We start from the raw sequence: 24,056 nt of genomic DNA, 5'->3' as shown, positions 1-24,056 counted from the left end.
GGCTCCAGAGCGGCTTAGCTTGCCCTTGGCTGCGCGGTTGTCAGTCGCGAGAGCCCTGAGGGCAGCGGCATGCCGCGCCTTATTGTGTTTTCACAAGCACGCTGGAGCGGGAAAAATGGCGGGAGAATTGCCTGAGAGGGCCCGCCCCATTAAAAAATGGGCGCGGTGCCGTAGGGCACATGCGAACACGGCTTCAAATAACGACCCGACACGCCGCGGGTTCTGCCGGCAGACCTTCATAAGCCTTTCGTCCACTCTCGCCGGTGCGCCAACTGGGCGCGTGACCGGAGGGTCGGAGGCTGCGGTCGTGCCGCAGCGGGAAGTTCGCGCAGGCGGCGCGTCTTTTCCAGCTGGGGGTGTCTCGCCTCATTTTGACGTCGCCATGTCTTGTACTTTCTACAAGACGCCTCGGGCGCACGCCGTATTTTCGCAACCTGCAGCTTCGTACAGCTGGGCGTCCAACCGCCCGATACCGAAGCTGAAAGTTAAATTCTTTTTTACCAAAATTCCGTTACCGTCGAAGCCGACCTTGACCGAACGCGCCTGTGGGCACCGTCCCTGCCGGGTACTGACTTCGTGCGTGCAACTTGTTGCATCTCATTTGAGGGTGAGCAACCAGACCCCGGCGCAAGTAAAATAACGGTTTATCGCTTGCACCTGCGCAATCCGCCCGAATTCCGGTCACTGCGCCGGCCGCCGCAGACTGCTGGGCAAATTATATTCAGAATGAAAGAGTTAGGCAAAATATCCCAGAAATCGGTCGCAAGCGACCAGGTCTCGATGATCGAGATCGACGACAGCGCGGCCGGACAGCGCATCGACAACTTCCTCTTGCGCGTCTGTAAAGGCGTGCCCAAGAGCCATATTTATCGCATCCTGCGCAGCGGCGAGGTGCGGGTCAATAAGGGCCGGATAGATGCGCAGTACCGGCTCGAACTCGGCGACCTGGTGCGCGTGCCGCCGATTCGCGTCGCGCAGCCGAACGAAGCCGTCGCGCACGCGCCCGTGCCACATGCCAACTTCCAGGTCATTTTCGAAGACGACCACATGCTCGTCATCGACAAACCGGCTGGCGTCGCGGTTCACGGCGGCAGCGGCGTCGCGTTCGGCGTGATCGAGCAGATGCGCGAAGCGCGGCCGCAGGCGAAATTCCTCGAACTGGTGCATCGGCTGGATCGCGAAACCTCCGGCATCCTGATGCTCGCCAAAAAGCGCAGCGCGCTCGTCAATCTGCACGAGCAGATTCGCGAGAACAAGATGGACAAGCGCTACTATGCCTGCGTCCACGGAGAGTGGGCAAGCGACTGGGGGCGCCGCCGCGCGGTCAAGGAGCCGCTGCACAAGTATCTGACCGCGGACGGCGAGCGCCGCGTGCGCGTCCAGGCGGACGGTCTCGCGTCGCACACGGTTTTCAATCTGATCGACCGCTGGCCGGACTACGCGCTGCTCGAGGCGGAACTCAAGACCGGCCGCACGCATCAGATCCGCGTTCATTTGCAGCACCTGGAACTGCCAATCGTCGGCGACGCCAAATACGGCGACTTCGCGCTGAACAAGGCGTTGGCGCGCGCCAAGGCCAAACCCGGTCTGAAGCGCATGTTCCTGCACGCTTACCGGCTGAAACTGGCGCATCCCGCCACCGGCGCGCCGCTGCAGTTCGAGGCGCCGTTGCCGGCCGAGTGCCGCGGCTTCATCGCACAGCTCAACGAATTACGAAATGGGTCAAACCCGGAGACGACACCGCATGGCTAGAGAGCAATTTGATCTGATCGTCTTCGACTGGGACGGCACGTTGATGGATTCGACCGCGCACATCACGCGCAGCATCCAGGCGGCTTGCCGCGATCTCGGCCTGCCGGTCCCCGCCGACGAAGCCGCGAGTTATGTGATCGGCCTCGGCTTGCGCGAAGCGCTGCAAATTGCCGCTCCGACACTCGATCCGTCTGAATATCCGCGTCTGGCCGAGCGTTATCGCTTCCATTATCTGGTGAAGGATCAGACCACCGAACTGTTCGCCGGCGTGCGCGAAATGCTGCAGGAATTGCGCGACCAGGGCTACTTGCTGGCCGTGGCGACCGGCAAGAGCCGTGTCGGGCTGAATCGCGCACTGGACCAGTCGCGCCTGATCAGCCTGTTCGACGGCACCCGCTGCGCCGACGAGACCTTCTCCAAGCCGCATCCCGCCATGCTGCATGAATTGACGCGCGAACTGGGACAGGATCCGGCGCGCACCGTGATGGTCGGCGATACGACGCATGATCTGCAAATGGCAATCAACGCGGGTGTCGCGGGTATCGCCGTGACCTATGGTGCGCATCCGGCCGGCTCGTTGAGCGCGCTGTCGCCGAAATTCATCGCGCCGAGCGTGAGCGCGTTGGCTGGCTGGTTGCAAGAGAACGCATGAACACCGACATGGCCGAAGCGGCAGCGAAAGCGGTCCGCGTTTGCGCGGCGGAAGAACTGGTCGACGGCGGCGCGGGCATCAGATTCGCCGCGCGGCTCGGCGGAGGCGACGTCGTGGTGTTTTTCGTTCGCTACAATGGGCGGCCGTATGGTTACTTGAACCGCTGCGCGCACGTGCCGATGGAGCTCGACTGGGCCGAAGGGCAGTTCTTCGAATCGTCCGGTTTATACTTGATGTGCGCGACACATGGCGCGATTTACGCGCCGGATACGGGCAAATGCGTCGGTGGTCCGTGCCGCGGCGGCAGATTGCGTCCGCTTCAGGTCGAGGAGCGGGATACGCCGCAAGGCCGCGGCGTGTTCTGGCTGCCCGACGGCGAGCTGACTCCCGCGACTCCCTGATTTTCTCTTCGATCTTTCAAGACCCGCATGTCCGACAATTTGACTCCCGAGCCGCAGGACCCGTCCCGGACTGGCCGCTCCCGCTTGCCCGCCGATGAGCCCGGCTGGGAGCGGGCGGCGCTTGAGCGTATCGCGCTCGCGGCGATCACAGAACAGCGCGCCGCGCGCCGCTGGAAGATTTTTTTCCGGTTTCTCTTTCTGGTCGTCCTGCTGCTGCTGCTGGTCTGGGGCGCGTTCAGCTTTTCCGGCGACAGGGTCGCCGTGACAGGTCGTCATACGGCCATGATCACACTTGATGGCGAAATCTCCGCAGATACCAATGCGAACGCCGAAGATGTCAACGCTGCGTTGCAGAGCGCGTTCGACGACTCGGGCACCGCAGGGGTCATCTTGCGGTGTAACAGTCCGGGCGGCAGTCCGGTGCAGGCAGGGATTATTTATAACGAGATTCGCCGGCTGCGTGCCAAATATCCGTCGATTCCGCTCTACGCCGTGGTCGGCGACATGTGCGCGTCGGGCGGCTATTATGCGGCTGCGGCGGCTGACAAGATCTACGTGGACAAGGCGAGCATCGTCGGTTCGATCGGCGTGCTGATGGACAGCTTCGGCTTCACCGGCTTGATGGACAAGTTGGGGATTCAACGCCGTCTGCATACTTCGGGCGAGAACAAGGGCTTTTTCGATCCGTTCTCACCAGAAACGCCGAAGATGGACGCACATGCGCAGGAGATGCTCGATCAGATCCACGCGCAGTTCATCGACGCGGTGCGTCAAGGGCGCGGCAAGCGTCTGCATGAAACGCCGGATATGTTTTCCGGCCTGTTCTGGACGGGCCAAAAGAGTGTCGAATTGGGCCTCGCGGACGGTTTCGGCGACTCGGACCATGTGGCGCGCGATTTTTTCAAAGCGCCCGATATCGTCGATTACACGGTGAAAGAGAGCATTACCGACCGCGTTGCACGAAAATTCGGCGCGGCGGTCGGCAGCGGCGCGGTCAAGGCAATGGCGTTAGGGGAAAAACTGAACCTGCGTTGATCAGCTACACATCAGCTATGCGTATGCAAAAGCCCGCGCGATTACTGCTAATCGCACGGGGCTTTTTTGCCCCCGCGGCGTATGTTTGCCGCAGCGTCAAACCGCAAGAATCAGGAAAATGGCCGGCCGTTTGTGCAGGTCGAGCGCCGGTTTCTTCTTCCAGTCGGCCACCGTGCGGCTCGCGATGGTTTCCGTGTCCAGCGTCAGATCGACTGCCACGCATACGAGCGTGGACGGTGCGCATGTCGCCAGCAAGGTGTCGAGCAGCTGACGGTTCCGGTACGGCGTCTCGATAAAAATCTGCGTCTGCTTGCCCTTGCGCGACTGCTGTTCCAGGTCGCGCAGGCGCTTGGCACGCTCAGCGGCGTCGACCGGTAGATAGCCGTGGAACGCGAAGCTCTGGCCGTTGAGCCCGGAAGCCATCAGGGCCAGCAGGATCGAACTCGGTCCGACAAACGGCACGACTTTCACGCCGCGTTCATGCGCGCGGCGCACCAGCAGTGCACCCGGGTCCGCGACGGCCGGACAGCCCGCTTCGGAGACGAGGCCCGCGTCCGTGCCGGCGAGAAGCGGGGCGAGCAGTTTGTCGATTTCGCCTGGCGGTGTGTTGACGTTCAATTCGCGAATTTCGATTTCCTGGATCGGCTTTTCGGTGCCGACTTTCTTCAGGAACGCGCGCGTGGTTTTCGCGTTTTCGCCTATGTAGTAATGGAGTGCCGCCGCGCGGGCGCGTACCGGCGCGGGCAGGACGGCGTCGAGCGCGTCGGTGTCGCCTTCGCCGAGCGTGTTCGGAATCAGATAGAGCGTGCCGCTCATTGCGCCTCCAGAAGTGGGTAGCCCGCTGCCAGCAACATCCGCGTCAGTGCGATCAACGGCAGGCCGACGAGGGCGGTGGGGTCGTCGGAATGGATGGCTTCGAGCAGCGCGATGCCGAGCCCTTCGGATTTGGCGCTACCGGCAACGTCATAGGGCGTTTCGGCCTGGAGATAGGCTTCGAGCGCGATGTCCGGCAGATCGCGAAACTGCACGCGGGTAATCACGTCGACGGTTTGCGCGGTGCCCGCGCGGCTGTCGAACAGGCACAGCGCACTATGAAACAGCACTTCGCGACCACGCATTGCCTGCAATTGCGCGAGCGCTTTGTCGTGCGAGCCGGGTTTGCCGATCTGCAGGCCGTCATAGGTGGCGACCTGGTCCGAGCCGATCACGAGTGCGGCGTCGGCGGCGCCGAGTGCGCCGGCAACCGCACGGGCCTTGGCCCCGGCGAGCCGCAACGCGGTGACTTCGGGTGTTTCGCCAGCAAGCGGCGTTTCATCGATCGCCGGCGCGACGACGTCGAACGGGACGCGCAGGCGTTCGAGCAACTCGCGACGATACGGCGAACTCGACGCCAGAATCAGGCGTGGCGGGCGATTGGGGGAATCTGGCATGGTCAACCAACGGCTAGGGAGGCGGGGCGTACGGGGTTGCGCGGAGTTCGCGCACGTACGGGCTTAAGTGTTTGACTCGAAAAGACAAAACGGATATGATTTCGGGCTTTTCATCGGTATGCTTGCGTCAGGCGAGTCCCGGTGTGTTCGATAAAGCTCCACGCGGGCATTCAGTTGAACACGGTGCCGCGGGCTTCACAGGCTGTCTCGCAAACCGGATTACCCCGGCGAAATCCTTGCCGACGCAGGAGCGCACATGACTCAACATCCTGGCAACCCTGCTGGTCTACCCGACCCGCATGAGCTCGATCTGTTCGAATTTGCGCGAAGTGGGCGTCAGGCCGCGGGTGTCTTGCGCGTCTCGCAACTGCCGCGCATGTTAAACGAAGTCCCGGCAGAAGCGCCAGACCGCGATACCGCGTTCACCTGGCAAGCCGAAGGGGCGACGCAACCGGAATTGCAGGATGACGGCACCGAGGGTCCGCAGCCTTATTTGAGGATGGCGGTTCACGGCGCCGCGTGGCTCGAATGTCAGCGGTGCATGACGCCGTATCCGCAGTCGTTCAACGTCGATGCAACCTACCGGATCGTCAACACTGAGGCGGAAGCCGAAGAGTTTCCGCTCGACGAGGATGAAGTCGAAGTGATCGTGGGCTCGCGCCAGTTCGATCTCGTCGACTTGATCGAAGAAGAGTTGCTGCTTTCCTTGCCGCTCGTGCCAAAGCACGAGGTCTGTCCCGAGGTGCACGAGAGCCTGGTCTCTGGTGTGGCCGGTGCCGAAGGCGAGGGCGGCGAAGCCGCGCAGGACGAAGCTGGCGAGGGCGATGAGCCCAAGCGGCCCAATCCGTTCGCGGCGCTCGAAAGTCTCAAGCGCGGTGAGCCGGGCGACAAGAAGCACTGAACAGTTGCATGGGAGCGCGATGCGGGCGCATTGGCCATTCGGCCAATGGCGGACACCGGATCGGGCTGTGTTAGAATTCGGAAAATTTTTAGGAGTTAGTCATGGCAGTTCAACAAAATAAGAAGTCGCCGTCGAAGCGCGGTATGCACCGTTCGCACGATTTCCTGACGGCAGCGCCGCTGGCCGTGGAACCGAGCACGGGCGAAGTGCATCTGCGTCACCACGTTAGCCCGAACGGCTACTATCGCGGCAAGAAAGTCGTCAAGACGAAGAACGACTAATCGTTTCACTGCGTTGCGCCCTTTGGCGTTTCGCGTGGCGATCGGCTCGCTTGACATTTTCCTGGTTCGGCAAAAAGGCGGCATTCAACTGCCGCTTTTTTGTGCCTGAAATTCGTCGCACTCCATGACAGTAAAGCTCACGATAGATTGCATGGGAGGCGACCACGGCCCGTCCGTGACCGTTCCCGCTGCCGTCAACTTCGTTCGTTCGCATCCCGACGCGCAGCTGCTGCTCGTCGGCATTGAAAGTGCGATTCGTGCGCAGCTGAAAAAGTTGAAGGCTCAGGACCTTCCGGCGCTGACCGTCGTGCCTGCTTCCGAGATCGTCGCGATGGACGATCCGGTCGAGGTCGCGCTGCGCAAGAAAAAAGATTCGTCCATGCGCGTGGCGCTGAACCGCGTCAAGGAAGGCGAGGCGCAAGCCTGTATTTCCGCCGGCAATACCGGCGCGCTGATGGCGGTCTCGCGTTATGTGCTGAAGACGCTGGCGGGCATCGAACGCCCGGCCATCGCGTTCGCACTGCCCAATCCCAATGGCTACACGATGATGCTCGATCTGGGCGCCAACGTCGACTGCGAGCCGCAGCATCTGCTGCAGTTCGCCGAGATGGGGCACGCGCTGGTGTCGGCGCTCGAAAGTAAGGAGCGGCCCACCATCGGGCTGCTAAACATCGGCGAAGAAGTCATCAAGGGCAACGACACCATCAAACGTGCCGGCGAACTGCTGCGCGCGAGTACACTTAATTTTCACGGTAACGTCGAAGGCAACGATATCTTCAAAGGCACGGTCGACGTCATCGTCTGCGACGGTTTTGTCGGCAACGTCGCGCTGAAGACGTCGGAAGGTCTCGCGCAGATGCTGACCAACATCATCAAGGAAGAGTTCGGACGTTCGTGGCTGACCAAGGTGATGGCGGTGCTCGCGATGCCGGTATTGATGCGTTTCAAGAAACGCGTCGATCATCGGCAATACAACGGCGCGGCGTTGCTCGGCCTGCGCGGACTGGTGATCAAAAGCCACGGTTCCGCCGATGCCTACGGGTTTGAGTGGGCTATCAAACGCGGGTATGATGCCGTCAAAAACGGCGTGCTGGAGCGCCTTGCGCGAGCGATGGAAGAGAACGCGGGTTCTCTCGAACAGGCGGCGCGCGACGCAAGCGGTGCGGGTCACGCAAGCCCGATCGCCGGCCAGCCTGCCGAGCCCTACGCTGCGCAATCCTCGAAGGCATAATGGCTCAATCCACAATCTATTCCCGCGTGCTGGGTACCGGCAGTTATCTGCCGCCCAACCGCGTCACCAATCAGGATCTGGCTGAACGTCTCGCCAGCCAGGGCGTCGAGACGAGCGACGAATGGATCGTCGCCCGCACGGGTATCCATGCGCGCCACTTCGCCGAACCTGATGTCACGACCAGTGATCTTGCATTGATCGCGTCGCAGCGCGCGATCGAAGCGGCCGACATCGATCCGCAATCCATCGATCTGATCATCGTCGCCACCTCCACGCCGGACTTCGTGTTTCCGAGCACGGCGTGCCTGTTGCAGAACAAGCTCGGCATCAAGAACCACGGCGCCGCGTTTGACGTGCAGGCCGTCTGTTCCGGCTTCGCGTACGCGGTGGCGACGGCGGACAGCTTCATTCGCAGCGGCCAGCATCGCACGGCGCTCGTGATCGGTGCGGAAACCTTCTCGCGGATTCTCGACTTCAACGACCGTACCACCTGCGTGCTGTTCGGCGATGGCGCTGGCGCAGTGATCCTGCAGGCGTCCGAAGAGCCGGGCGTGCTCGCGAGCGCATTGCACGCGGACGGCAGCCATTCGAACATTCTCTGCACGCCGGGTAACGTGAACGGTGGCGTGATCGCCGGCAGCGCGTTCCTGCACATGGACGGGCAAGCGGTGTTCAAGCTCGCCGTCAACGTGCTCGAAAAAGTCGCGGTCGAGGCGCTCGAGAAAGCCAATCTGACAGCCGGGCAGATCGACTGGCTGATTCCGCATCAGGCCAATATCCGCATCATGCAAAGCACTTGCCGCAAGCTCGGCTTGCCGCAGGAACGCATGGTCGTCACGGTGGGCGAGCACGGCAATACGTCGGCTGCGTCCATTCCGCTCGCATTTGACGTCGCGGTGCGCGACGGCCGCATCAAGCGCGGCCAGAATGTGCTGATCGAAGGCGTCGGCGGCGGCTTCACCTGGGGCGCGTCGGTTATCCGCTTCTGATAGCGACCGCGACGAGCACTGCATGCGGCGCCCGCGTGCCGGCGTGAGATCGACGCCGCGCGCCACCCACATCTGACTCAATCGATTTTGGGGACGTTATGAAATTTGCGTTCGTTTTTCCTGGGCAGGGTTCGCAGTCGGTCGGCATGCTCAACGCATTCGCCGATCACGCGATCGTGCGCGAAACGGTTCAGGAAGCGTCCGACGCGCTCAATCAGGACCTTGGCAAGCTGATCGCCGAAGGCCCCGTCGAAGATCTGAATCTCACCACCAACACCCAGCCGGTCATGCTGACCGCGGCCTACGCGATCTATCGTGCATGGCAGCAGGCAGGCGGTCCGACGCCGGCGATCGTCGCAGGCCATAGCCTCGGCGAATACACCGCACTGGTTGCTGCTGGCGCGATCGCGTTTCGCGATGCCGTGCCGCTCGTGCGTTTTCGTGCGCAAGCGATGCAAACCGCGGTGCCGGTCGGCGAAGGCGGCATGGCCGCGATTCTCGGCCTCGACGACGACACGGTGCGCGCAGTGTGCGCGGAAGCGTCGGTGGCGGGTGTCGTCGAAGCGGTGAATTTCAATGCGCCTGCGCAAGTGGTGATCGCCGGCCATAAGGCTGCGGTCGACAAGGCCTGTGAGGTGGCTAAGGCGAAGGGCGCAAAGCGCGCATTGCCGCTGGCGGTGTCGGCGCCGTTCCACTCGTCGCTGCTCAAGCCGGCGTCGGACCAGTTGCGCGAGTATCTGGCGAGCGTCGACGTGCAGGTGCCGGCCATTCCGGTCATCAACAACGTTGATGTCGCGGTGGTCAACGAACCGGCCGCGATCAAGGATGCGCTGGTGCGTCAGGCAGCCGGCGCAGTGCGCTGGGTGGAGAGCGTTCAGGCAATGGGCGCACAGGGCGTCACGCACGTGATCGAGTGCGGTCCGGGCAAGGTCCTTGCGGGTTTGACGAGGCGTATCGACGGCAATCTGGTCGGCGCGTCGGTGTGCGATCCGGCGTCGCTCGAAGAAACGCTGAAGCTCGTGACGGCAGGCTGAAGGCCACGTCGCGTCGTAAGCGCCGCCGCATCATGTATCGACACATGCATCGGCATCAGGAATCAATCAGCCCTTAGACGGGCATCCGGACTGACAGATGGAAAAGACTCTCGACAAGCAGATCGCAATCGTGACGGGCGCCTCGCGCGGCATCGGCCGTGCGATCGCCATGGAACTGGCGCGCCAGGGCGCGACGGTGATCGGCACGGCGACCAGCGAAAGCGGCGCCACGGCGATCACCGAAGCGTTTAATGCGGCTGGCGTGAACGGTCGCGGCGCTGTGCTCGACGTGAACGACGCGGCCGCGGCGCAAGCGCTGATCGATGGCACGGTGCAGGAATTCGGCGCGCTGCACGTGCTGGTGAACAATGCCGGTATCACGCAGGATCAGCTCGCCATGCGTATGAAAGACGACGACTGGGACGCGGTGATCGACACCAACCTGAAGTCGGTGTTCCGTCTGTCGCGCGCGGTGCTGCGTCCGATGATGAAGGCGAAGGGCGGCCGCATCATCAACATCACTTCCGTGGTCGGCTCGTCCGGCAACCCTGGGCAGATCAACTACGCCGCCGCTAAAGCGGGCGTCGCGGGCATGACCCGTTCGCTCGCACGCGAGATCGGCAGCCGCAACATCACCGTGAATTGCGTCGCGCCGGGCTTCATCGATACCGACATGACCAAGAGTCTGCCGGAAGAGCAGCAGACCGCGCTGAAAACGCAGATTCCGCTGGGCCGTCTCGGCAGCCCGGAAGATATCGCGCATGCCGTCGCATTCCTCGCGTCGCCGCAAGCGGGCTATATCACCGGCACGACGCTGCACGTGAACGGCGGACTGTACATGTAGTGGCCAAATTCGGTTACTATCCGCGCCTTGACGCGTTTGCAAAAGCGTAAGGCGCATGCCTTGACAGGAACCCGATGCGCTGCTTTTTGCCGGGTCAAACCTGATAAAATGCGCGCACCTGTATTTTTGAACTTCTTTTCCCTTGGAGGGGTAATGGACAATATCGAACAGCGCGTCAAGAAAATCGTCGCAGAACAACTGGGCGTTGCGGAAGCTGAAATCAAGAACGACGCTTCGTTCGTGAACGACCTCGGCGCCGACTCGCTCGACACCGTTGAGCTCGTGATGGCCCTCGAAGACGAATTCGGCATGGAGATTCCGGATGAAGAAGCCGAGAAGATCACCACCGTTCAGCAAGCGATCGACTACGCTCGCGCGAACGTCAAGGCCTAAAGTCATTCGCGCCTGCGTTTCTGCGTTGGCGGCGTATGACGCCCTGCCGTGTCGGTTGCCGACGCCAGCGGGGCTGGCGCTATTTGCCGTGCAGGAGCCAGCGATGCTGACAGCGCATTTTTTCGCGCGATTGCCGACTTAACAGCCACAGGGCACACAGGGCACATTCCTGTGGCCGCTGTGGCTTTTGCTTTTGTCATCTATGAAAAAGGGGTTACCGTGAGCCGCCGTCGTGTTGTTGTTACAGGCCTGGGGCTGATTTCGCCTGTTGGCAATAATGTTGCCGACGGCTGGGCCAATCTGGTCGCCGGCAAGTCGGGTATTGCCAATATCACGAAGTTCGATGCGTCGAACTTTTCGACTCGTTTCGCCGGCGAGGTGAAGGGCTTCAATATCGAGGACTACATTCCCGGTAAGGAAGCGCGCCATATGGATACGTTCATCCATTACGGCGTGGCTGCGGGCATCCAGGCGATGCAGGACAGCGGCCTCGAAGTCACCGAAGAGAATTCGGAGCGTATCGGTGTGGTGGTCGGCTCGGGCATCGGAGGTCTGCCGATGATCGAAGTGACGCAAACCGAACTGCTCAATCGTGGTCCGCGCCGTATTTCGCCGTTCTTCGTGCCGGCGTCGATCATCAACATGATCTCCGGCCATCTGTCGATCAAGTTCGGCATCAAGGGTCCGAATCTCGCTATCGTCACTGCATGTACCACCGGTCTGCATTGCATCGGCGAGGCTTCGCGCCTGATCGAATACGGCGATGCCGACGTGATGATCGCAGGCGGTGCGGAATCGACCGTGTCGCCGCTCGGTGTCGGCGGCTTCGCGGCGGCGCGTGCGCTGTCTCAACGCAACGACGATCCGGCCACCGCGAGCCGTCCGTGGGACAAAGACCGCGATGGTTTCGTGCTGGGCGAGGGTGCCGGCGTGATGGTGCTCGAAGAGTACGAACACGCGAAGGCGCGTGGTGCGAAGATTTATGCCGAAGTCAGCGGCTATGGGATGAGCGGCGACGCCTATCACATGACTGCGCCGCTGGAAGACGGCGACGGCGCACGCCGCTGCATGCTGGCCGCGTTGAAGAACGCGGGCATCAACGCCGATCAGGTGAATTACCTGAACGCGCACGGCACGTCTACGCCGCTCGGCGATCTGGCGGAAACCACCGGCATCAAGCGCGCATTCGGCGACCATGCCAACGACATGGTCGTGAACTCGACCAAGTCGATGACGGGTCACCTGTTGGGTGGCGCGGGCGGTCTGGAGTCGGTGTTTACCGTGCTGGCCGTGCATCATCAGGTGTCGCCACCGACTATCAACATCTTCAATCAGGATCCGGCCTGCGATCTCGATTACTGCGCGAACACCGCGCGGGAGATGAAGATCGACGTCGCGCTGAAGAATTCGTTCGGGTTCGGCGGCACGAACGGCACGCTGGTCTTCAAGCGCGCCTGATTGTCTGAGCGGGTGACGCGCCACTCGACGACGCCGGCCTGGCCGGCGGTCCCCCTTGCATCGGCAACGCCCGAAGGAGCGACGCAGCGGATTGCGCTGCGTCGCTCCTTGTCCATTTGCCTGGCATTGGGAATTTTCGTGCTGGTTGCAACGTCGGCCGTCTACACCAGCGTCGCCTCGCATCTGGCCGCGCTGCAGGCCGTTCCCTTGACGCTTGCGGTCGGGGCGTTGCTCACGCTTTGTGCGATCAGGCATGCGCGTGCGCAGCCAGTCGCGCTGCAGATCGCTCCGGACGCGTTATCGGTCTGGGGCCGCTCAGGCACGCTGCTGGCGCATGGACGGATCGCTGGCTGTTCGCAGTGGAGTGGCCGTTTGCTGGTCCTCACGCTCAAGCCGCAAGAAGGGCGTACGAGCACCCTGCTGCTTGCGGCCGACTCGCTTCCGGCGCCCGTTTTCCGTGAATTGTCGGTGTTGGGCCGACGCGCCGCTGGCGCCTGACTGTAACGACTGTAACCGCTGTTACCGGTGTAACGTGCCCTCATGATGGGAACGCTACAATGGTGCCCCGCCATGCGCCCTATAGTTAACGGATTTATCAGGTGAGCGAAAAAGAAATTGATCAGCTGCTGGTCGAGCGCGTCCAGAAGGGCGACAAGGCCGCGTTCGAGCTTCTGGTCTCCAAATACCACCGCAAGATTCTCAGGCTGATCTCACGCCTCGTGCGAGACCCCGCCGAAGTGGAAGATGTCGCGCAGGACGCCTTCATCAAGGCGTACCGCGCATTGCCGCAGTTTCGCGGGGAATCGGCTTTCTATACGTGGTTGTACCGGATTGCGGTCAACACGGCAAAGAACTACCTTGCCACCCAAGGACGGCGGGCACCCACTTCGACCGAAGCAGATGCTGAAGAAGCTGAAACTTTCTCGGACGCCGACCAACTAAGGGATATCAACACGCCTGAGTCGATGTTGATGAGCAAGCAGATCGCTGAGACGGTCAATGCTGCGATGGCGGTTTTACCGGAAGAGTTGCGCACCGCCATTACTCTTCGTGAAATTGAGGGTTTGAGCTACGAGGAAATCGCTGAGATGATGGGTTGCCCGATCGGCACCGTCAGATCACGAATTTTCCGCGCTCGCGAAGCCATTGCGGCAAAATTGCGTCCGTTGCTTGACACACCTGAAGGCAAGCGCTGGTAATTCCCAGCCGGCCGATCGGGGCACGGCTGCAATATCTGGATTAGTGGTGTCACTACGGGGTATTTGTAAGATGGGGAGCATCATGGGGTCAGTCTCGATGCAATCGCAAGCCAGCTCGCGCGGCGAGCGTCTGTCCGCTTTTGTCGACGGTGAGCTGTTCGGCGAAGAGCATCTGAATCTGGACAAATTTGTTTCCGGGCTGGGCGGTGAAGACCGCGCGGCCTGGTCGAGCTATCACCTGATCGGCGACGCGCTGCGTTCCGACGATCTGGCGGTCAGCCCAGCAACCAGCAGCGCGTTCCTGAACGGCTTCGCCGCGCGCTTCGACAACGAGCCGCACGTGCTTGCGCCTGCTGCCATGCCGGTCGCACGTCGTCTGCTGGCGCTGCGCCGCCGTGTCGTGCCGGCTTTTGCGGTGGCGGCCGCAGCCGCTACGCTGACGTGGATCGTCGTGCCGCAACTGCAGGGCGGCCCGGGCTCGCAACTGGCGTCGGTTCATGGTGATGCGGTGCAACGCGTGGCGATGGTGCCAGTGCCCGCGGCGGCTCAGCCGATCGCGCAGGACGCGAACATTATCCGTGACGCAAGTCTCGATCAATATCTGGAAGCTCACCAGCAGTTCGCGCAACAACCGGTCATGACGGGCTCGATGCCGGTGATTCGCGCTGCCTCAGTCTCTACGCAAGGCCAATAGTTTGATGCAGACTCTGCGGTTGAATAAAACGACTATCTGGGGGCGGCTGCCGGCATTTCTGTTCTGCGCAGCCGTATTGTTGTCCGCCACGCCGCGGGTCTTTGCACAAACCGCCGATCCGCTCGTCGTCCGTCGCACGGCCGCCGATCTGCTCGATCGCATCCATCAGGCCGCACAGCAGCAGAACTACGAAGGCGCGTTCGTCTATCAGCGCGGCAATTTCGTGCAGACGTCGCGTATCGCCCATTACTCGACCCATTCCGACGGCGAATTCGAGCAACTCGAAAGTCTCGACGGCAAGCCACGCAAAATGCTGCGCCACAACGACGACCTCTACACGTTTGTTCCGGAGCGGCGTCTGCTGGTGGTGGAGAAGCGTCAGAACAAGGACTCGTTCCCGGCATTGCTTGCGGTGAGCGGCGAACAGGTTCTGTCCGTCTATGAGCCGAAGCTGCTCGGAGACGACCGCGTCGCGGGCGTCGACAGCCAGGTGATCGAGCTCGATCCGAAAGACGCATATCGCTTTGCCTACAAGCTGTGGGCCGACAAGAAGACGGGCTTGCTGCTGCGCGCGCAGACGCTCGACCCGAACGGCCAGGTGCTCGAGCAACTGTCGTTTTCGCAGATTCGCATCGGCGTACCGGTCGACAAGGCCGGCATCGTCAACGGCATTCGTAACACGGCGGGGTGGACCGTGGTGCGTCCGCCAGTCCAACCAGTCGACATGGCCGCGCAAGGCTGGCAGATCGTGCCGACCGTGCCGGGCTTCCGGATGATCCGTCAATTGCGCCGTCCTATGGCTGCGCGCGAAGCGGGTCAGCCAACCATTCCGGTGGACCAGGCCGTATTCTCCGACGGCCTCGCGGCCATTTCGGTGTTCATCGAGCCGGTCGAGAACAACACGCGCAAGGAAGGCTCCGGCAACAGCGGCGCCACGCACGTGCTGGTCAAGCGCCGGGGTGAGTTCTGGATTACTCTGCTTGGTGAAGTACCCCAGACCACATTGCAGCAATTCGCCGCTGCCATAGAATACAAATCTCCGAAGTAACCCTCCGAATCCTGAATCCCTCGGCTTGCTACGATATGACGACTTTCTCGGTGCGCAAATTCCTCGCGGCCGCGGTAGTAGCGGCGTGTTTGCCGCTCGTACCGCAAACGGCGTCGGCGGTTCCGGCCGCCAATCTGCCCGACTTCACTGATCTGGTCGACAAGGTCGGCCCGGCGGTCGTCAACATCCGCACGACCACGCGCGTGTCGAGCAGCGGTCCCCGCAGCGGCCTGCCCCCGGGCATGGACGACGGTGATATGTCGGAATTTTTCCGCCGTTTCTTCGGCATTCCGATGCCGCAGTCGCCGCAATCGCCCGGTTCGCCGCGTGGCGGCGACAACGGCGGTGGCAGTGGCGGAAGCCAGGACACGCCGGATAGCAATGATCCGGAACAGAATAGCGGGGTCGGCTCGGGCTTCATCCTGTCGGCCGACGGCTATGTCATGACCAACGCGCACGTCATCGACGACGCGGACACGATCTACGTCACGCTGACGGACAAACGCGAATTCAAGGCGAAGCTGATCGGTGTCGACGATCGTACCGACGTTGCCGTCGTGAAGATCAGCGCCGCCAATCTGCCGACCATTACGATCGGCGATTCGAACAAGGTGCGTGTGGGCGAGTGGGTGGTCGCAATCGGCTCACCGTTCGGTCTCGAGAATACAGTGACGGCCGGCATTGTCAGCGCGAAGGGGCGCGACACGGGCGACTATCTGCCGTTCATCCAGACCGACGTGGCCGTTAATCCCGGCAACTCGGGTGGTCCGCTGATCAACATGCAAGGCGAAGTGATCGGCATCAACTCGCAAATCTATAGCCGCACCGGCGGGTTCATGGGCATCTCGTTCGCGATTCCGATCGACGAGGCGATGCGCGTGGCGGATCAGCTGAAGAGTTCCGGCAAGGTGGTGCGCGGCCGTATAGCGGTGGCCATCGGTGAAGTCACCAAAGACGTCGCCGATTCGCTCGGTCTGCCCAAGGCGCAGGGTGCGCTGGTCAGCAGCGTCGAGCCGGGCGGCCCGGCGGATAAGGCCGGCGTGCAGCCGGGCGACATCATCCTGAAGTTCAACGGCCATTCGGTCGACACGGCAACGGACTTGCCGCGTATGGTCGGCGATACCAAGCCGGGCACCAGGTCAACGATCACGGTCTGGCGCAAGGGTCAAACGCGCGATTTGCCGGTCACGATTGCCGAGATGCAGCCGGACAAGACCGCGAAGGCGGATCAGAAGAGGCCGCAGCCGCCGAAGCAGCGCGCGACGAACGCGCTGGGTCTGGCCGTCAGCGATATCCCAGCTGATCAGCTGAAGGCGCTGAAGCTGCAGAATGGCGTGCAGATCGACGCAGTGGACGGCCCGGCGACCCGTGTTGGCCTGCAGAAGGGCGACATCGTTCTGCGGGTGGGCGATACGGACATTACGAGCGCGAAGCAGTTCGACGAACTGAGTGCACATCTCGATCCGACGAAGATGGTCGCGCTGCTGGTTCGTCGTGGCGATAACACGCAGTTCGTGCCCATCCGTCCGCGCAGCACGCAGAAATGATGAGCCAGGCGGCGCCGCTCACGCTCTACGGGCGGGCATGGTGCCACCTCTGCGACGACATGCGCGCCGCGCTCGAGCCATTGCTGGCCGAATTCGGCGCGCAGGTCGAGGTGATGGACGTCGGTAGCGATCCGGTGCTGGAAGCCCGTTACAACGAACGGGTGCCGGTTCTGGTCTGCGACGGCGTCGAGTTGTGTCACTATTACCTCGATGCAGCGCGGGTTCGCGCCGCACTGGCCATGCGCGTCGTAACGTCCCGCTGAAGTTGCTCCCGAGTTCTCAAGCGATACGCTAACGCGCATCGTTGTCATCACATTTCACGCCTCTCCCGAGCCGTCTTTTCCCCCGCGCTTCGCAAGATGCGCCGGGCGATAGCCTTTTCGGCTAAAATAGATAGGTTTTTCACCTACTTACAAGGCGTGCTCCGCTATTGTCCGAGCGCGCCTTTTTCGCTTGATCGGCACTGAATGGATCATATTCGTAACTTCTCGATCATTGCGCACATCGACCATGGCAAGTCGACGCTCGCCGATCGCATCATCCAGATCTGCGGCGGCCTGTCCGACCGCGAGATGGAATCCCAGGTGCTCGACTCGATGGATCTCGAGCGCGAGCGCGGCATTACCATCAAGGCACAAACCGCCGCGCTGACGTATCGCGCCCGCGACGGGCAAGTCTACAACCTGAACATGATCGACACCCCGGGCCACGTCGACTTCTCGTACGAAGTCAGCCGCTCGCTGTCCGCATGCGAAGGCGCGCTGCTGGTCGTCGACGCGAGCCAGGGGGTAGAGGCGCAAACCGTCGCCAACTGCTACACGGCGATTGAACTCGGCGTCGACGTGATTCCGGTGCTCAACAAGATCGACCTGCCGGCCTCCAACCCCGAAAACGCGATCGCTGAAATCGAAGACGTGATCGGCATCGACGCGACCGACGCCACGCGTTGCAGCGCGAAGACCGGCCTCGGCGTCGAAGACGTGCTCGAAGCGCTGGTCGCGAAAGTCCCGGCGCCGAAGGGCGATCCGGAAGCGCCGCTGCAGGCGCTGATCATCGACTCGTGGTTCGACAACTACGTCGGCGTCGTGATGCTGGTGCGTATCGTCAACGGCACGCTGCGTCCGAAAGACAAGATCCGCATGATGGCGACCGGCGCGCAATATCCGGTCGAGCACATCGGCGTGTTCACGCCGAAGTCGAAGAATCTCGAATCGTTGTCGGCGGGGCAGGTGGGCTTCATCATCGCCGGCATCAAGGAACTGGCCGCCGCGAAGGTGGGCGACACGGTCACGCTGGTGAACCGTCCGGCTTCCGAACCACTGCCCGGCTTCAAGGAAGTGAAGCCGCAGGTATTCGCCGGCCTCTATCCGGTCGAAGCGAACCAGTACGACGCGCTGCGCGACTCGCTCGAAAAGCTGAAGCTCAACGACGCGTCGCTGCAGTACGAGCCGGAAGTGTCGCAGGCGCTCGGTTTCGGTTTCCGCTGCGGCTTCCTGGGCTTGCTGCATATGGAAATCGTGCAGGAGCGTCTCGAGCGCGAGTTCGACATGGACCTGATCACCACGGCACCGACCGTGGTGTACGAAGTGCTGCAACGCGACGGCACGATCATCATGGTCGAGAATCCAGCCAAGATGCCGGAGCCGTCGAAAATCGAAGAAGTGCGCGAGCCGATCGTCACCGTGAATCTGTACATGCCGCAAGACTATGTCGGCTCGGTGATCACGCTGTGCACGCAAAAGCGCGGCTCGCAGATCAACATGCAGTATCACGGCCGCCAGGTGCAGTTGACGTACGAAATCCCGATGGGCGAAGTCGTGCTCGATTTCTTCGATCGTCTGAAGTCGATCTCGCGCGGCTATGCGTCGATGGATTACGAGTTCAAGGAATACCGCGCGTCCGACGTCGTGAAGGTCGACATGCTGATCAACGGCGACAAGGTCGATGCGTTGTCGGTCATCGTGCACCGTTCGCAAAGCCAGTATCGCGGCCGCGAAGTGGCGGCAAAAATGCGCGAGCTGATTCCGCGCCAGATGTATGACGTGGCGATCCAGGCGACGATCGGCTCGAACATCATCGCGCGTGAAAACATTAAAGCGTTGCGTAAGAACGTGCTGGCAAAATGCTACGGCGGTGACATTTCGCGTAAGAAGAAGCTGCTCGAAAAGCAGAAGGCAGGCAAGAAGCGAATGAAGCAGGTGGGCTCGGTCGAGATTCCGCAAGAGGCTTTCCTCGCGATCCTGCGTGTCGAAGACAAATAAGTTGAATAACGGAACGCTATGAATTTTGCGCTGATTCTTTTTGTGCTCGTCATTTTGACGGGCGTCGCATGGGTCGCGGACAAACTGGTTTTTCTGCCGCAACGGCGCCGCGCGGCGCAAGCCGCGGTCGCTGAGTTCGACAGTCAGCAAGCACGCATCGGCGAGCGTTTCGCCGATGAAAACGCAGCGCAAACGCGTGCGCGTCTGCGTGATGACAAGCTGCGTCAGCCGTGGTGGCTCGAGTATTCGGCGAGCTTCTTTCCGGTGATTCTGGTGGTGTTCGTCGTGCGCTCGTTCGTAGTCGAGCCATTCAAGATTCCGTCTGGCTCGATGGTGCCGACGCTGCTGGTGGGCGACTTCATCCTCGTCAATAAATTCGAATACGGCATCCGTCTGCCGATCATCAATACGCAGGTCACCCAGGGCAGTCCGCTCACGCGTGGCGACGTGGTGGTGTTCCGTTATCCGAAAGACGAATCGGTCGACTACATCAAGCGCGTGATCGGTCTGCCGGGCGACGTGGTCGAGTATCAGGACAAGAAGCTCACGGTCAACGGCAAGCCGGTGCCCGAAACGCCGCTGCCCGATTATCTCGACGAAGAGCGCCTCGGTTACGCGAAACAATTCGAAGAAGATCTCGACGGCCGCAAGAACGCGGTGCTGAACAATCCGGCCGTGCCGCCGTTCATTGTGGGTGCCGAAGATTTTCCTTATCGCGACAACTGCACGTACAACGCACGCGGCGTGATTTGCAAAGTGCCGCCGGGCAATTACTTCATGATGGGCGACAACCGCGATAACAGTGCGGACAGCCGTTACTGGGGTTTTGTGCCGAACCACAATATCGTTGGCCGCGCATTTTTTATCTGGATGAACTTCAGCGATTTGAAACGCATCGGCTCATTCCACTGAGTTCTTTTGCGTCGATCGCACGACACGCCGCGCTGATGACCGGCATATCGGTCACATCACTCGCGGCGTGTTAGCACGCTACTTTAAGAACCCGCGGTAACGTCACTTCACCACGCTTTTTCCGCTGGCCACCCCGCGTTTTCGCCGGGTCAGGCACCCGCGTTATACTCTGCCCATGCCCCTATCTCCGTTGGAAAGCCGACTGCGCTACGAATTTCGCAATGCGGAATTGCTGCGCCAGGCTTTAACGCACCGTAGTCATAGTTCCACGCATAACGAACGGCTCGAGTTTCTCGGCGACTCCGTTCTGAATTGCGCGGTGGCTGCGCTTTTGTTCCAACGTTTCGGCAAACTGGACGAGGGCGATCTGTCGCGCGTTCGCGCCAATCTGGTGAAGCAGCAGTCGCTTTACGAAATCGCCCAGGCGCTCAATATTTCAGAAGGCTTGCGGCTCGGCGAAGGCGAGCTGCGCAGCGGCGGCTTCCGGCGGCCGTCGATTCTCGCCGACACGCTGGAAGCGGTGCTGGGCGCGGTGTTTCTCGACGGGGGCTTCGACGCCGCACAGACGGTCATCAAGCGCCTCTACGTGCCGATTCTCGATCACATCGACCCGCGCACGCTCGGCAAAGACGCGAAGACGTTGCTGCAGGAGTATCTGCAGGGCCACAAGATCGCGCTGCCGACCTACACCGTCGTCGCTACGCATGGTGCGGCGCACAATCAGCAATTCGAAGTCGAATGCACGGTACCGAAGTTGGACGTAAAAGTGTCCGGTTCAGGCGCGAGCCGCCGTGCGGCAGAGCAGGCGGCCGCCAAGAAGGCGCTCGACGAAGTGATGGCGGCGGCGCCCGCCGTCGTCGCCAAGCCCAAGCGTTCGAAGGGCGCGCGTGCAGCAAAAAACGCCGAGCCGGAGATTGTGCCGGGCGTGACCGGTGTTCAGGCTGCGCTGGATTTGCGCAGCCCGGAGCGTAAGGGCGAACGCGGCGCAGCGCGGGGCGAGCCGCGCGCGGCTGCCGCTGCGGAGTCCGCCGTCGAAAAGCCCGCTGCCGAACGATCCATACTGACTGCCACTGGCGCGCCGCTCGCCGTTATTCGTGCCGCGCATGTCGAATACAGCGCGCAGGACAAAGTCGAGCGCGCCGAGAAGGCCGAGAAATCGGACAAGGCGAGCACGCATCCGAACGAGAAAACCGCCGATAAGCCGGCCGACGGCAAAGCCGACACCGTCTCCGCTCGCCACGCAGACCGGCAACGCGGTCGCGAAGCCACACCCGGTACTGCCGCCGTATCCGCGCCAGCGGCGCAGCCGGCACCCACCGAACACGAACCCGGCGTAGCCGACGCGGTGCAAACGCGCGTCGCCGATGCGGGCCATTGATTGCCCTCGGCGCGCCATTTCCGCGTGCCGCTCTGAACTTGCCGTAGCCTGAATATGAACGCTCCCACTCCCACTGGTTTTCGCTGCGGCATGGTCGCGATCGTCGGCCGCCCTAACGTCGGCAAGTCCACGTTGATGAACGCGCTGGTCGGCCAGAAAGTCAGTATCACGTCGCGCAAGGCGCAGACCACGCGCCATCGCATCACCGGCATTCACACGCTCGAAGACGCGCAGTACATCTTCGTCGACACGCCGGGTTTTCAGACCAAGCACAGCGGCGCGCTGAACCGCTCGCTCAATCGCGCGGTCACCTCCACGCTGACCTCCGTCGACGCAATTCTGTTCGTGATCGAAGCCGGCCGCTTCGGCGCGGATGACCAGAAGGTGCTCGATCTGATCCCGCCGTCGGTGCCGACGCTGCTGATCGCGAACAAGCTCGACCGCGTCTCGGATAAAGACACGCTGTACCCGTTCATGCAGCAGGTCAGCGCATTGCGCCAGTTCAACGAGATCGTACCGCTGTCGGCCAAGCATCCCGACGACATCAAGCGCTTGATGGCAACCGTCAAGCCGTTCCTGCCGGAAGGCGCGCCGATCTACGGCGAAGACGACCTGACCGATCGCAGCGAGCGTTTCCTCGCCGCGGAAATCCTGCGCGAGAAAGTGTTCCGCTGGACCGGCGACGAACTGCCGTACACGAGTACCGTGCTGATCGACAAGTTCGAAACCGAAGGCCGCCTGCGCCGTATTTTCGCGACCATCATGGTCGACCGTGACATGCACAAGGCGATGATCATCGGCCAGAAGGGCGCCAAGCTGAAGCAGATCAGCACCGAAGCGCGTCTCGACATGGAAAAGCTGTTCGACGGACCGGTCTATCTGGAAACCTTCATCAAGGTGAAGAGCGGCTGGGCCGACAACGAAGCCGGACTTCGTGCGTATGGGTACGAATGACGCGTGGATGACGCTGAATTCGGCCGCAGCGCCGGACGAGCCGCAACCGGCCGCGCCGGCGCGCGAGCCGTCGAAACCGGCGCGTGGTAGCGCCAAAAAATCTTCCAGCAAAAGCGCCGAGGGCGCCGAAGGCGAGCCGGGCAAAGCGCCGACCCGCGCGCCGCGCACCTCCGCTTCCCAATACCGGATCGCGGAGCAGCCCGCTTTCGTTCTCCATAGTTATCCGTATCGCGAGACCAGTCTGATCATCGACGTGCTGTCGCGCGACCACGGCCGGCTCGCGCTCGTCGCGAAGGGCGCAAAGCGTCCGCATTCCGCGCTGCGCGGCGTGTTGCAGACCTTCCAGCCGCTCGCGCTGTCGTGGTCGGGCAAATCCGAAGTGCGCACGCTGACCGGTGCCGAATGGGTTGGCGGCATGCTGCCGTTGACCGGCGACGCGTTGCTCTGCGGTTTCTACGTCAACGAACTGCTGGTCAAATTCTGCGCGCGCGAGGACCCGCATCCCCAACTGTTCCATCACTACGTCGTCACGATGACGCGTCTCGCGCACGACGAGCCGCCCGTGCAGGTGCTGCGCTCGTTCGAACGCGTGCTGCTGCGCGAGACCGGTTACGCGATGTCGCTCGATCGTACCGTCGCGCGTAAAGCCGTGCTGCCCGAGGGGCGCTATGTGTTCGATCCGGAGCGCGGCGTGCGCGAAGCGTCCGACGACTGGCCCGTGCAATGGCCGGTCGTCGCCGGACAGACCTTGCTCGATATGGAACAGGACGATTACCATCGAGCGCAGACCGTGGCGCAAAGCAAAACGCTGATGCGCTTCCTGCTCAACACTTACCTTGGCGGCACGCCGCTCGCGACGCGCCAGATCCTGATCGACTTGCAGAACTTATGAGCTTCTTTCTTACGTCGCCGACTGTCATTGACCTGGGCGTGAACATCGATCACGTCGCCACGCTGCGCAATGCGCGCGGCACGTCCTACCCCGATCCGATCCGCGCGGCGCTGATGGCCGAGGAGGCCGGCGCGGATGTGATTACGCTGCATCTGCGCGAAGACCGCCGGCATATCGTCGACGCCGACGTGCGCAAGCTGCGTCCGCTGCTGAAGACACGGATGAATCTCGAGTGCGCGGTCACGCAGGAGATGCTCGACATTGCCTGCGAAGTGCAGCCGCATGACGTGTGTCTCGTGCCGGAAAAGCGCGCGGAGCTGACGACCGAAGGCGGCCTCGACGTCGCCGGCCAGTTCGAAGCGGTGCGTGCCGCCTGCAAACAACTCGCTGACGCGAACTCACGCGTATCGCTCTTCATCGATCCCGACGAAACGCAGATTCGCGCCGCGCATGAAGCGGGCGCGCCGGTGATCGAACTGCATACGGGCCGTTACGCGGAAGCGCACGACCCCGCCGAACAGCAGCGCGAATACGAGCGCGTGGTGCGTGCGGTCGAATTCGGCATGACGCTCGGCATCAAGGTCAACGCGGGCCATGGCTTGCACTACACCAACGTGCAGCAGATCGCGGCGATCGACGGAATCGTCGAACTGAACATCGGCCATGCGATCGTCGCGCACGCGCTCTTCGCCGGCTGGGACAACGCGGTGCGCGAGATGAAGGCGATCATGGTTGCCGCGCGTCTCGGCGCGCGCGGCTGATGCGGCCCG

26 protein-coding genes are annotated in these 24,056 nt (G+C 62.1%); 24 read left to right on the top strand and 2 right to left on the bottom strand.

The window, feature by feature from the left end:
- Positions 1 to 726 precede the first annotated feature (726 nt).
- Genes HV770_RS21050 through HV770_RS21035 form a run of 4 tightly spaced genes read left to right on the top strand, consistent with a single transcriptional unit; the run spans position 727 to position 3,840 of the window.
- A complete protein-coding gene (locus tag HV770_RS21050; RefSeq protein WP_175162642.1) occupies positions 727 to 1,752 on the top strand; it encodes an RluA family pseudouridine synthase in 1,026 nt (341 codons plus the stop codon).
- Positions 1,745 to 2,404, top strand: coding sequence for an HAD-IIIA family hydrolase (locus tag HV770_RS21045; RefSeq protein ID WP_175162641.1), 660 nt, complete (start codon positions 1,745 to 1,747; stop codon positions 2,402 to 2,404). The genes HV770_RS21050 and HV770_RS21045 overlap by 8 nt, the downstream gene beginning before the upstream one ends.
- Positions 2,401 to 2,805, top strand: a complete 405-nt coding sequence (locus tag HV770_RS21040) for a Rieske (2Fe-2S) protein (protein ID WP_175162640.1) — start codon at positions 2,401 to 2,403, stop codon at positions 2,803 to 2,805. Before HV770_RS21045 ends, HV770_RS21040 begins: the two co-directional genes overlap by 4 nt.
- 27 nt (positions 2,806 to 2,832) lie before the next feature.
- Positions 2,833 to 3,840 (top strand): S49 family peptidase, encoded by a 1,008-nt coding sequence (locus HV770_RS21035; RefSeq protein ID WP_175162638.1) that lies wholly within the window; start codon positions 2,833 to 2,835, stop codon positions 3,838 to 3,840.
- A gap of 96 nt (positions 3,841 to 3,936) precedes the next feature.
- On the opposite strand, the gene HV770_RS21030 is transcribed toward HV770_RS21035, so the two are convergent.
- Both HV770_RS21030 and HV770_RS21025 read right to left on the bottom strand, forming a co-directional pair.
- Positions 3,937 to 4,656: an SAM-dependent methyltransferase gene (locus HV770_RS21030; RefSeq protein WP_175162636.1), complete on the bottom strand. Its 720-nt coding sequence runs from the start codon at positions 4,654 to 4,656 to the stop codon at positions 3,937 to 3,939.
- Positions 4,653 to 5,270: a Maf-like protein gene (locus HV770_RS21025; protein ID WP_175162634.1), complete on the bottom strand. Its 618-nt coding sequence runs from the start codon at positions 5,268 to 5,270 to the stop codon at positions 4,653 to 4,655. Before HV770_RS21025 ends, HV770_RS21030 begins: the two co-directional genes overlap by 4 nt.
- Before the next feature lie 256 nt (positions 5,271 to 5,526).
- Here HV770_RS21025 and HV770_RS21020 point away from each other — a divergent pair, with 256 nt between their 5' ends.
- The 20 genes from HV770_RS21020 to pdxJ all read left to right on the top strand — a co-directional run bounded on the left by HV770_RS21020 (position 5,527) and on the right by pdxJ (position 24,047).
- Positions 5,527 to 6,171: a DUF177 domain-containing protein gene (locus HV770_RS21020; RefSeq protein ID WP_175162632.1), complete on the top strand. Its 645-nt coding sequence runs from the start codon at positions 5,527 to 5,529 to the stop codon at positions 6,169 to 6,171.
- Between the two features lie 101 nt (positions 6,172 to 6,272).
- The gene (gene rpmF / locus HV770_RS21015) at positions 6,273 to 6,452 is read left to right on the top strand and encodes a 50S ribosomal protein L32 (protein ID WP_006051932.1); all 180 of its coding nucleotides are present in this window, start codon (positions 6,273 to 6,275) and stop codon (positions 6,450 to 6,452) included.
- A 124-nt stretch (positions 6,453 to 6,576) separates the two neighbouring features.
- On the top strand, positions 6,577 to 7,683 hold the full coding sequence (plsX, locus tag HV770_RS21010; RefSeq protein ID WP_175162631.1) for a phosphate acyltransferase PlsX: 1,107 nt from the start codon (positions 6,577 to 6,579) through the stop codon (positions 7,681 to 7,683).
- Complete coding sequence (locus HV770_RS21005) at positions 7,683 to 8,672, top strand: beta-ketoacyl-ACP synthase III (RefSeq protein WP_175162628.1); 990 nt, start codon at positions 7,683 to 7,685, stop codon at positions 8,670 to 8,672. Before plsX ends, HV770_RS21005 begins: the two co-directional genes overlap by 1 nt.
- A gap of 98 nt (positions 8,673 to 8,770) precedes the next feature.
- Positions 8,771 to 9,706, top strand: a complete 936-nt coding sequence (gene fabD, locus HV770_RS21000; RefSeq protein ID WP_175162626.1) for an ACP S-malonyltransferase — start codon at positions 8,771 to 8,773, stop codon at positions 9,704 to 9,706.
- Between the two features lie 97 nt (positions 9,707 to 9,803).
- The gene (gene fabG / locus HV770_RS20995) at positions 9,804 to 10,550 is read left to right on the top strand and encodes a 3-oxoacyl-ACP reductase FabG (protein WP_175162624.1); all 747 of its coding nucleotides are present in this window, start codon (positions 9,804 to 9,806) and stop codon (positions 10,548 to 10,550) included.
- A gap of 153 nt (positions 10,551 to 10,703) precedes the next feature.
- On the top strand, positions 10,704 to 10,943 hold the full coding sequence (acpP, locus tag HV770_RS20990) for an acyl carrier protein (RefSeq protein WP_121315318.1): 240 nt from the start codon (positions 10,704 to 10,706) through the stop codon (positions 10,941 to 10,943).
- Positions 10,944 to 11,162: 219 nt separating this feature from the next.
- On the top strand, positions 11,163 to 12,401 hold the full coding sequence (fabF, locus tag HV770_RS20985; RefSeq protein WP_175162622.1) for a beta-ketoacyl-ACP synthase II: 1,239 nt from the start codon (positions 11,163 to 11,165) through the stop codon (positions 12,399 to 12,401).
- 138 nt (positions 12,402 to 12,539) lie between these two features.
- Positions 12,540 to 12,899, top strand: a complete 360-nt coding sequence (locus HV770_RS20980) for a hypothetical protein (protein WP_246291055.1) — start codon at positions 12,540 to 12,542, stop codon at positions 12,897 to 12,899.
- Between the two features lie 101 nt (positions 12,900 to 13,000).
- The gene (gene rpoE, locus HV770_RS20975) at positions 13,001 to 13,600 is read left to right on the top strand and encodes an RNA polymerase sigma factor RpoE (protein ID WP_175162620.1); all 600 of its coding nucleotides are present in this window, start codon (positions 13,001 to 13,003) and stop codon (positions 13,598 to 13,600) included.
- 82 nt (positions 13,601 to 13,682) lie between these two features.
- The gene (locus HV770_RS20970) at positions 13,683 to 14,294 is read left to right on the top strand and encodes a sigma-E factor negative regulatory protein (protein ID WP_175162618.1); all 612 of its coding nucleotides are present in this window, start codon (positions 13,683 to 13,685) and stop codon (positions 14,292 to 14,294) included.
- A 4-nt stretch (positions 14,295 to 14,298) separates the two neighbouring features.
- Positions 14,299 to 15,342 (top strand): MucB/RseB C-terminal domain-containing protein, encoded by a 1,044-nt coding sequence (locus HV770_RS20965; protein ID WP_175162721.1) that lies wholly within the window; start codon positions 14,299 to 14,301, stop codon positions 15,340 to 15,342.
- A gap of 35 nt (positions 15,343 to 15,377) precedes the next feature.
- Positions 15,378 to 16,889 carry a DegQ family serine endoprotease gene (locus HV770_RS20960; protein ID WP_175162616.1) on the top strand — a complete coding sequence of 504 codons (1,512 nt, stop codon included), beginning with the start codon at positions 15,378 to 15,380 and terminating at the stop codon, positions 16,887 to 16,889.
- The gene (locus HV770_RS20955; protein ID WP_175162719.1) at positions 16,889 to 17,152 is read left to right on the top strand and encodes a glutaredoxin family protein; all 264 of its coding nucleotides are present in this window, start codon (positions 16,889 to 16,891) and stop codon (positions 17,150 to 17,152) included. Before HV770_RS20960 ends, HV770_RS20955 begins: the two co-directional genes overlap by 1 nt.
- A 204-nt stretch (positions 17,153 to 17,356) precedes the next feature.
- The gene (gene lepA / locus HV770_RS20950; RefSeq protein ID WP_175162614.1) at positions 17,357 to 19,150 is read left to right on the top strand and encodes a translation elongation factor 4; all 1,794 of its coding nucleotides are present in this window, start codon (positions 17,357 to 17,359) and stop codon (positions 19,148 to 19,150) included.
- An 18-nt stretch (positions 19,151 to 19,168) separates the two neighbouring features.
- Positions 19,169 to 20,062, top strand: a complete 894-nt coding sequence (gene lepB, locus HV770_RS20945) for a signal peptidase I (protein WP_175162612.1) — start codon at positions 19,169 to 19,171, stop codon at positions 20,060 to 20,062.
- 175 nt (positions 20,063 to 20,237) lie between these two features.
- The gene (gene rnc / locus HV770_RS20940; protein WP_175162610.1) at positions 20,238 to 21,440 is read left to right on the top strand and encodes a ribonuclease III; all 1,203 of its coding nucleotides are present in this window, start codon (positions 20,238 to 20,240) and stop codon (positions 21,438 to 21,440) included.
- A gap of 54 nt (positions 21,441 to 21,494) precedes the next feature.
- Positions 21,495 to 22,394, top strand: a complete 900-nt coding sequence (gene era, locus HV770_RS20935) for a GTPase Era (RefSeq protein ID WP_175162608.1) — start codon at positions 21,495 to 21,497, stop codon at positions 22,392 to 22,394.
- Entirely contained in the window at positions 22,381 to 23,286 is a 906-nt protein-coding gene (recO, locus tag HV770_RS20930; RefSeq protein WP_175162607.1) for a DNA repair protein RecO, read from the top strand. The genes era and recO overlap by 14 nt, the downstream gene beginning before the upstream one ends.
- Entirely contained in the window at positions 23,283 to 24,047 is a 765-nt protein-coding gene (gene pdxJ, locus HV770_RS20925; RefSeq protein ID WP_175162605.1) for a pyridoxine 5'-phosphate synthase, read from the top strand. The genes recO and pdxJ overlap by 4 nt, the downstream gene beginning before the upstream one ends.
- Positions 24,048 to 24,056: the final 9 nt, after the last annotated feature.

It is taken from the genome of Paraburkholderia fynbosensis, from assembly GCF_902859935.1.
Taxonomy (GTDB): Bacteria; Pseudomonadota; Gammaproteobacteria; order Burkholderiales; family Burkholderiaceae; genus Paraburkholderia; species Paraburkholderia fynbosensis.
Note: the sequence above shows the minus strand (reverse complement) of the source record. Positions and strands in the feature narration are given on the sequence as shown.

Excerpts from the sequence above, each read along its gene's own strand:
- HV770_RS21050 (WP_175162642.1), top strand. The coding sequence starts at position 727 with ATGAAAGAGTTAGGCAAAATATCCCAGAAATCGGTCGCAAGCGACCAG.
- HV770_RS21045 (WP_175162641.1), top strand. The coding sequence starts at position 1,745 with ATGGCTAGAGAGCAATTTGATCTGATCGTCTTCGACTGGGACGGCACG.
- HV770_RS21040 (WP_175162640.1), top strand. The coding sequence starts at position 2,401 with ATGAACACCGACATGGCCGAAGCGGCAGCGAAAGCGGTCCGCGTTTGC.
- HV770_RS21035 (WP_175162638.1), top strand. The coding sequence starts at position 2,833 with ATGTCCGACAATTTGACTCCCGAGCCGCAGGACCCGTCCCGGACTGGC.
- HV770_RS21030 (WP_175162636.1), bottom strand. The coding sequence starts at position 4,656 with ATGAGCGGCACGCTCTATCTGATTCCGAACACGCTCGGCGAAGGCGAC.
- HV770_RS21025 (WP_175162634.1), bottom strand. The coding sequence starts at position 5,270 with ATGCCAGATTCCCCCAATCGCCCGCCACGCCTGATTCTGGCGTCGAGT.
- HV770_RS21020 (WP_175162632.1), top strand. The coding sequence starts at position 5,527 with ATGACTCAACATCCTGGCAACCCTGCTGGTCTACCCGACCCGCATGAG.
- rpmF (WP_006051932.1), top strand. The coding sequence starts at position 6,273 with ATGGCAGTTCAACAAAATAAGAAGTCGCCGTCGAAGCGCGGTATGCAC.
- plsX (WP_175162631.1), top strand. The coding sequence starts at position 6,577 with ATGACAGTAAAGCTCACGATAGATTGCATGGGAGGCGACCACGGCCCG.
- HV770_RS21005 (WP_175162628.1), top strand. The coding sequence starts at position 7,683 with ATGGCTCAATCCACAATCTATTCCCGCGTGCTGGGTACCGGCAGTTAT.
- fabD (WP_175162626.1), top strand. The coding sequence starts at position 8,771 with ATGAAATTTGCGTTCGTTTTTCCTGGGCAGGGTTCGCAGTCGGTCGGC.
- fabG (WP_175162624.1), top strand. The coding sequence starts at position 9,804 with ATGGAAAAGACTCTCGACAAGCAGATCGCAATCGTGACGGGCGCCTCG.
- acpP (WP_121315318.1), top strand. The coding sequence starts at position 10,704 with ATGGACAATATCGAACAGCGCGTCAAGAAAATCGTCGCAGAACAACTG.
- HV770_RS20970 (WP_175162618.1), top strand. The coding sequence starts at position 13,683 with ATGGGGTCAGTCTCGATGCAATCGCAAGCCAGCTCGCGCGGCGAGCGT.
- HV770_RS20965 (WP_175162721.1), top strand. The coding sequence starts at position 14,299 with ATGCAGACTCTGCGGTTGAATAAAACGACTATCTGGGGGCGGCTGCCG.
- HV770_RS20960 (WP_175162616.1), top strand. The coding sequence starts at position 15,378 with ATGACGACTTTCTCGGTGCGCAAATTCCTCGCGGCCGCGGTAGTAGCG.
- HV770_RS20955 (WP_175162719.1), top strand. The coding sequence starts at position 16,889 with ATGAGCCAGGCGGCGCCGCTCACGCTCTACGGGCGGGCATGGTGCCAC.
- lepA (WP_175162614.1), top strand. The coding sequence starts at position 17,357 with ATGGATCATATTCGTAACTTCTCGATCATTGCGCACATCGACCATGGC.
- lepB (WP_175162612.1), top strand. The coding sequence starts at position 19,169 with ATGAATTTTGCGCTGATTCTTTTTGTGCTCGTCATTTTGACGGGCGTC.
- rnc (WP_175162610.1), top strand. The coding sequence starts at position 20,238 with ATGCCCCTATCTCCGTTGGAAAGCCGACTGCGCTACGAATTTCGCAAT.
- era (WP_175162608.1), top strand. The coding sequence starts at position 21,495 with ATGAACGCTCCCACTCCCACTGGTTTTCGCTGCGGCATGGTCGCGATC.
- recO (WP_175162607.1), top strand. The coding sequence starts at position 22,381 with ATGGGTACGAATGACGCGTGGATGACGCTGAATTCGGCCGCAGCGCCG.
- pdxJ (WP_175162605.1), top strand. The coding sequence starts at position 23,283 with ATGAGCTTCTTTCTTACGTCGCCGACTGTCATTGACCTGGGCGTGAAC.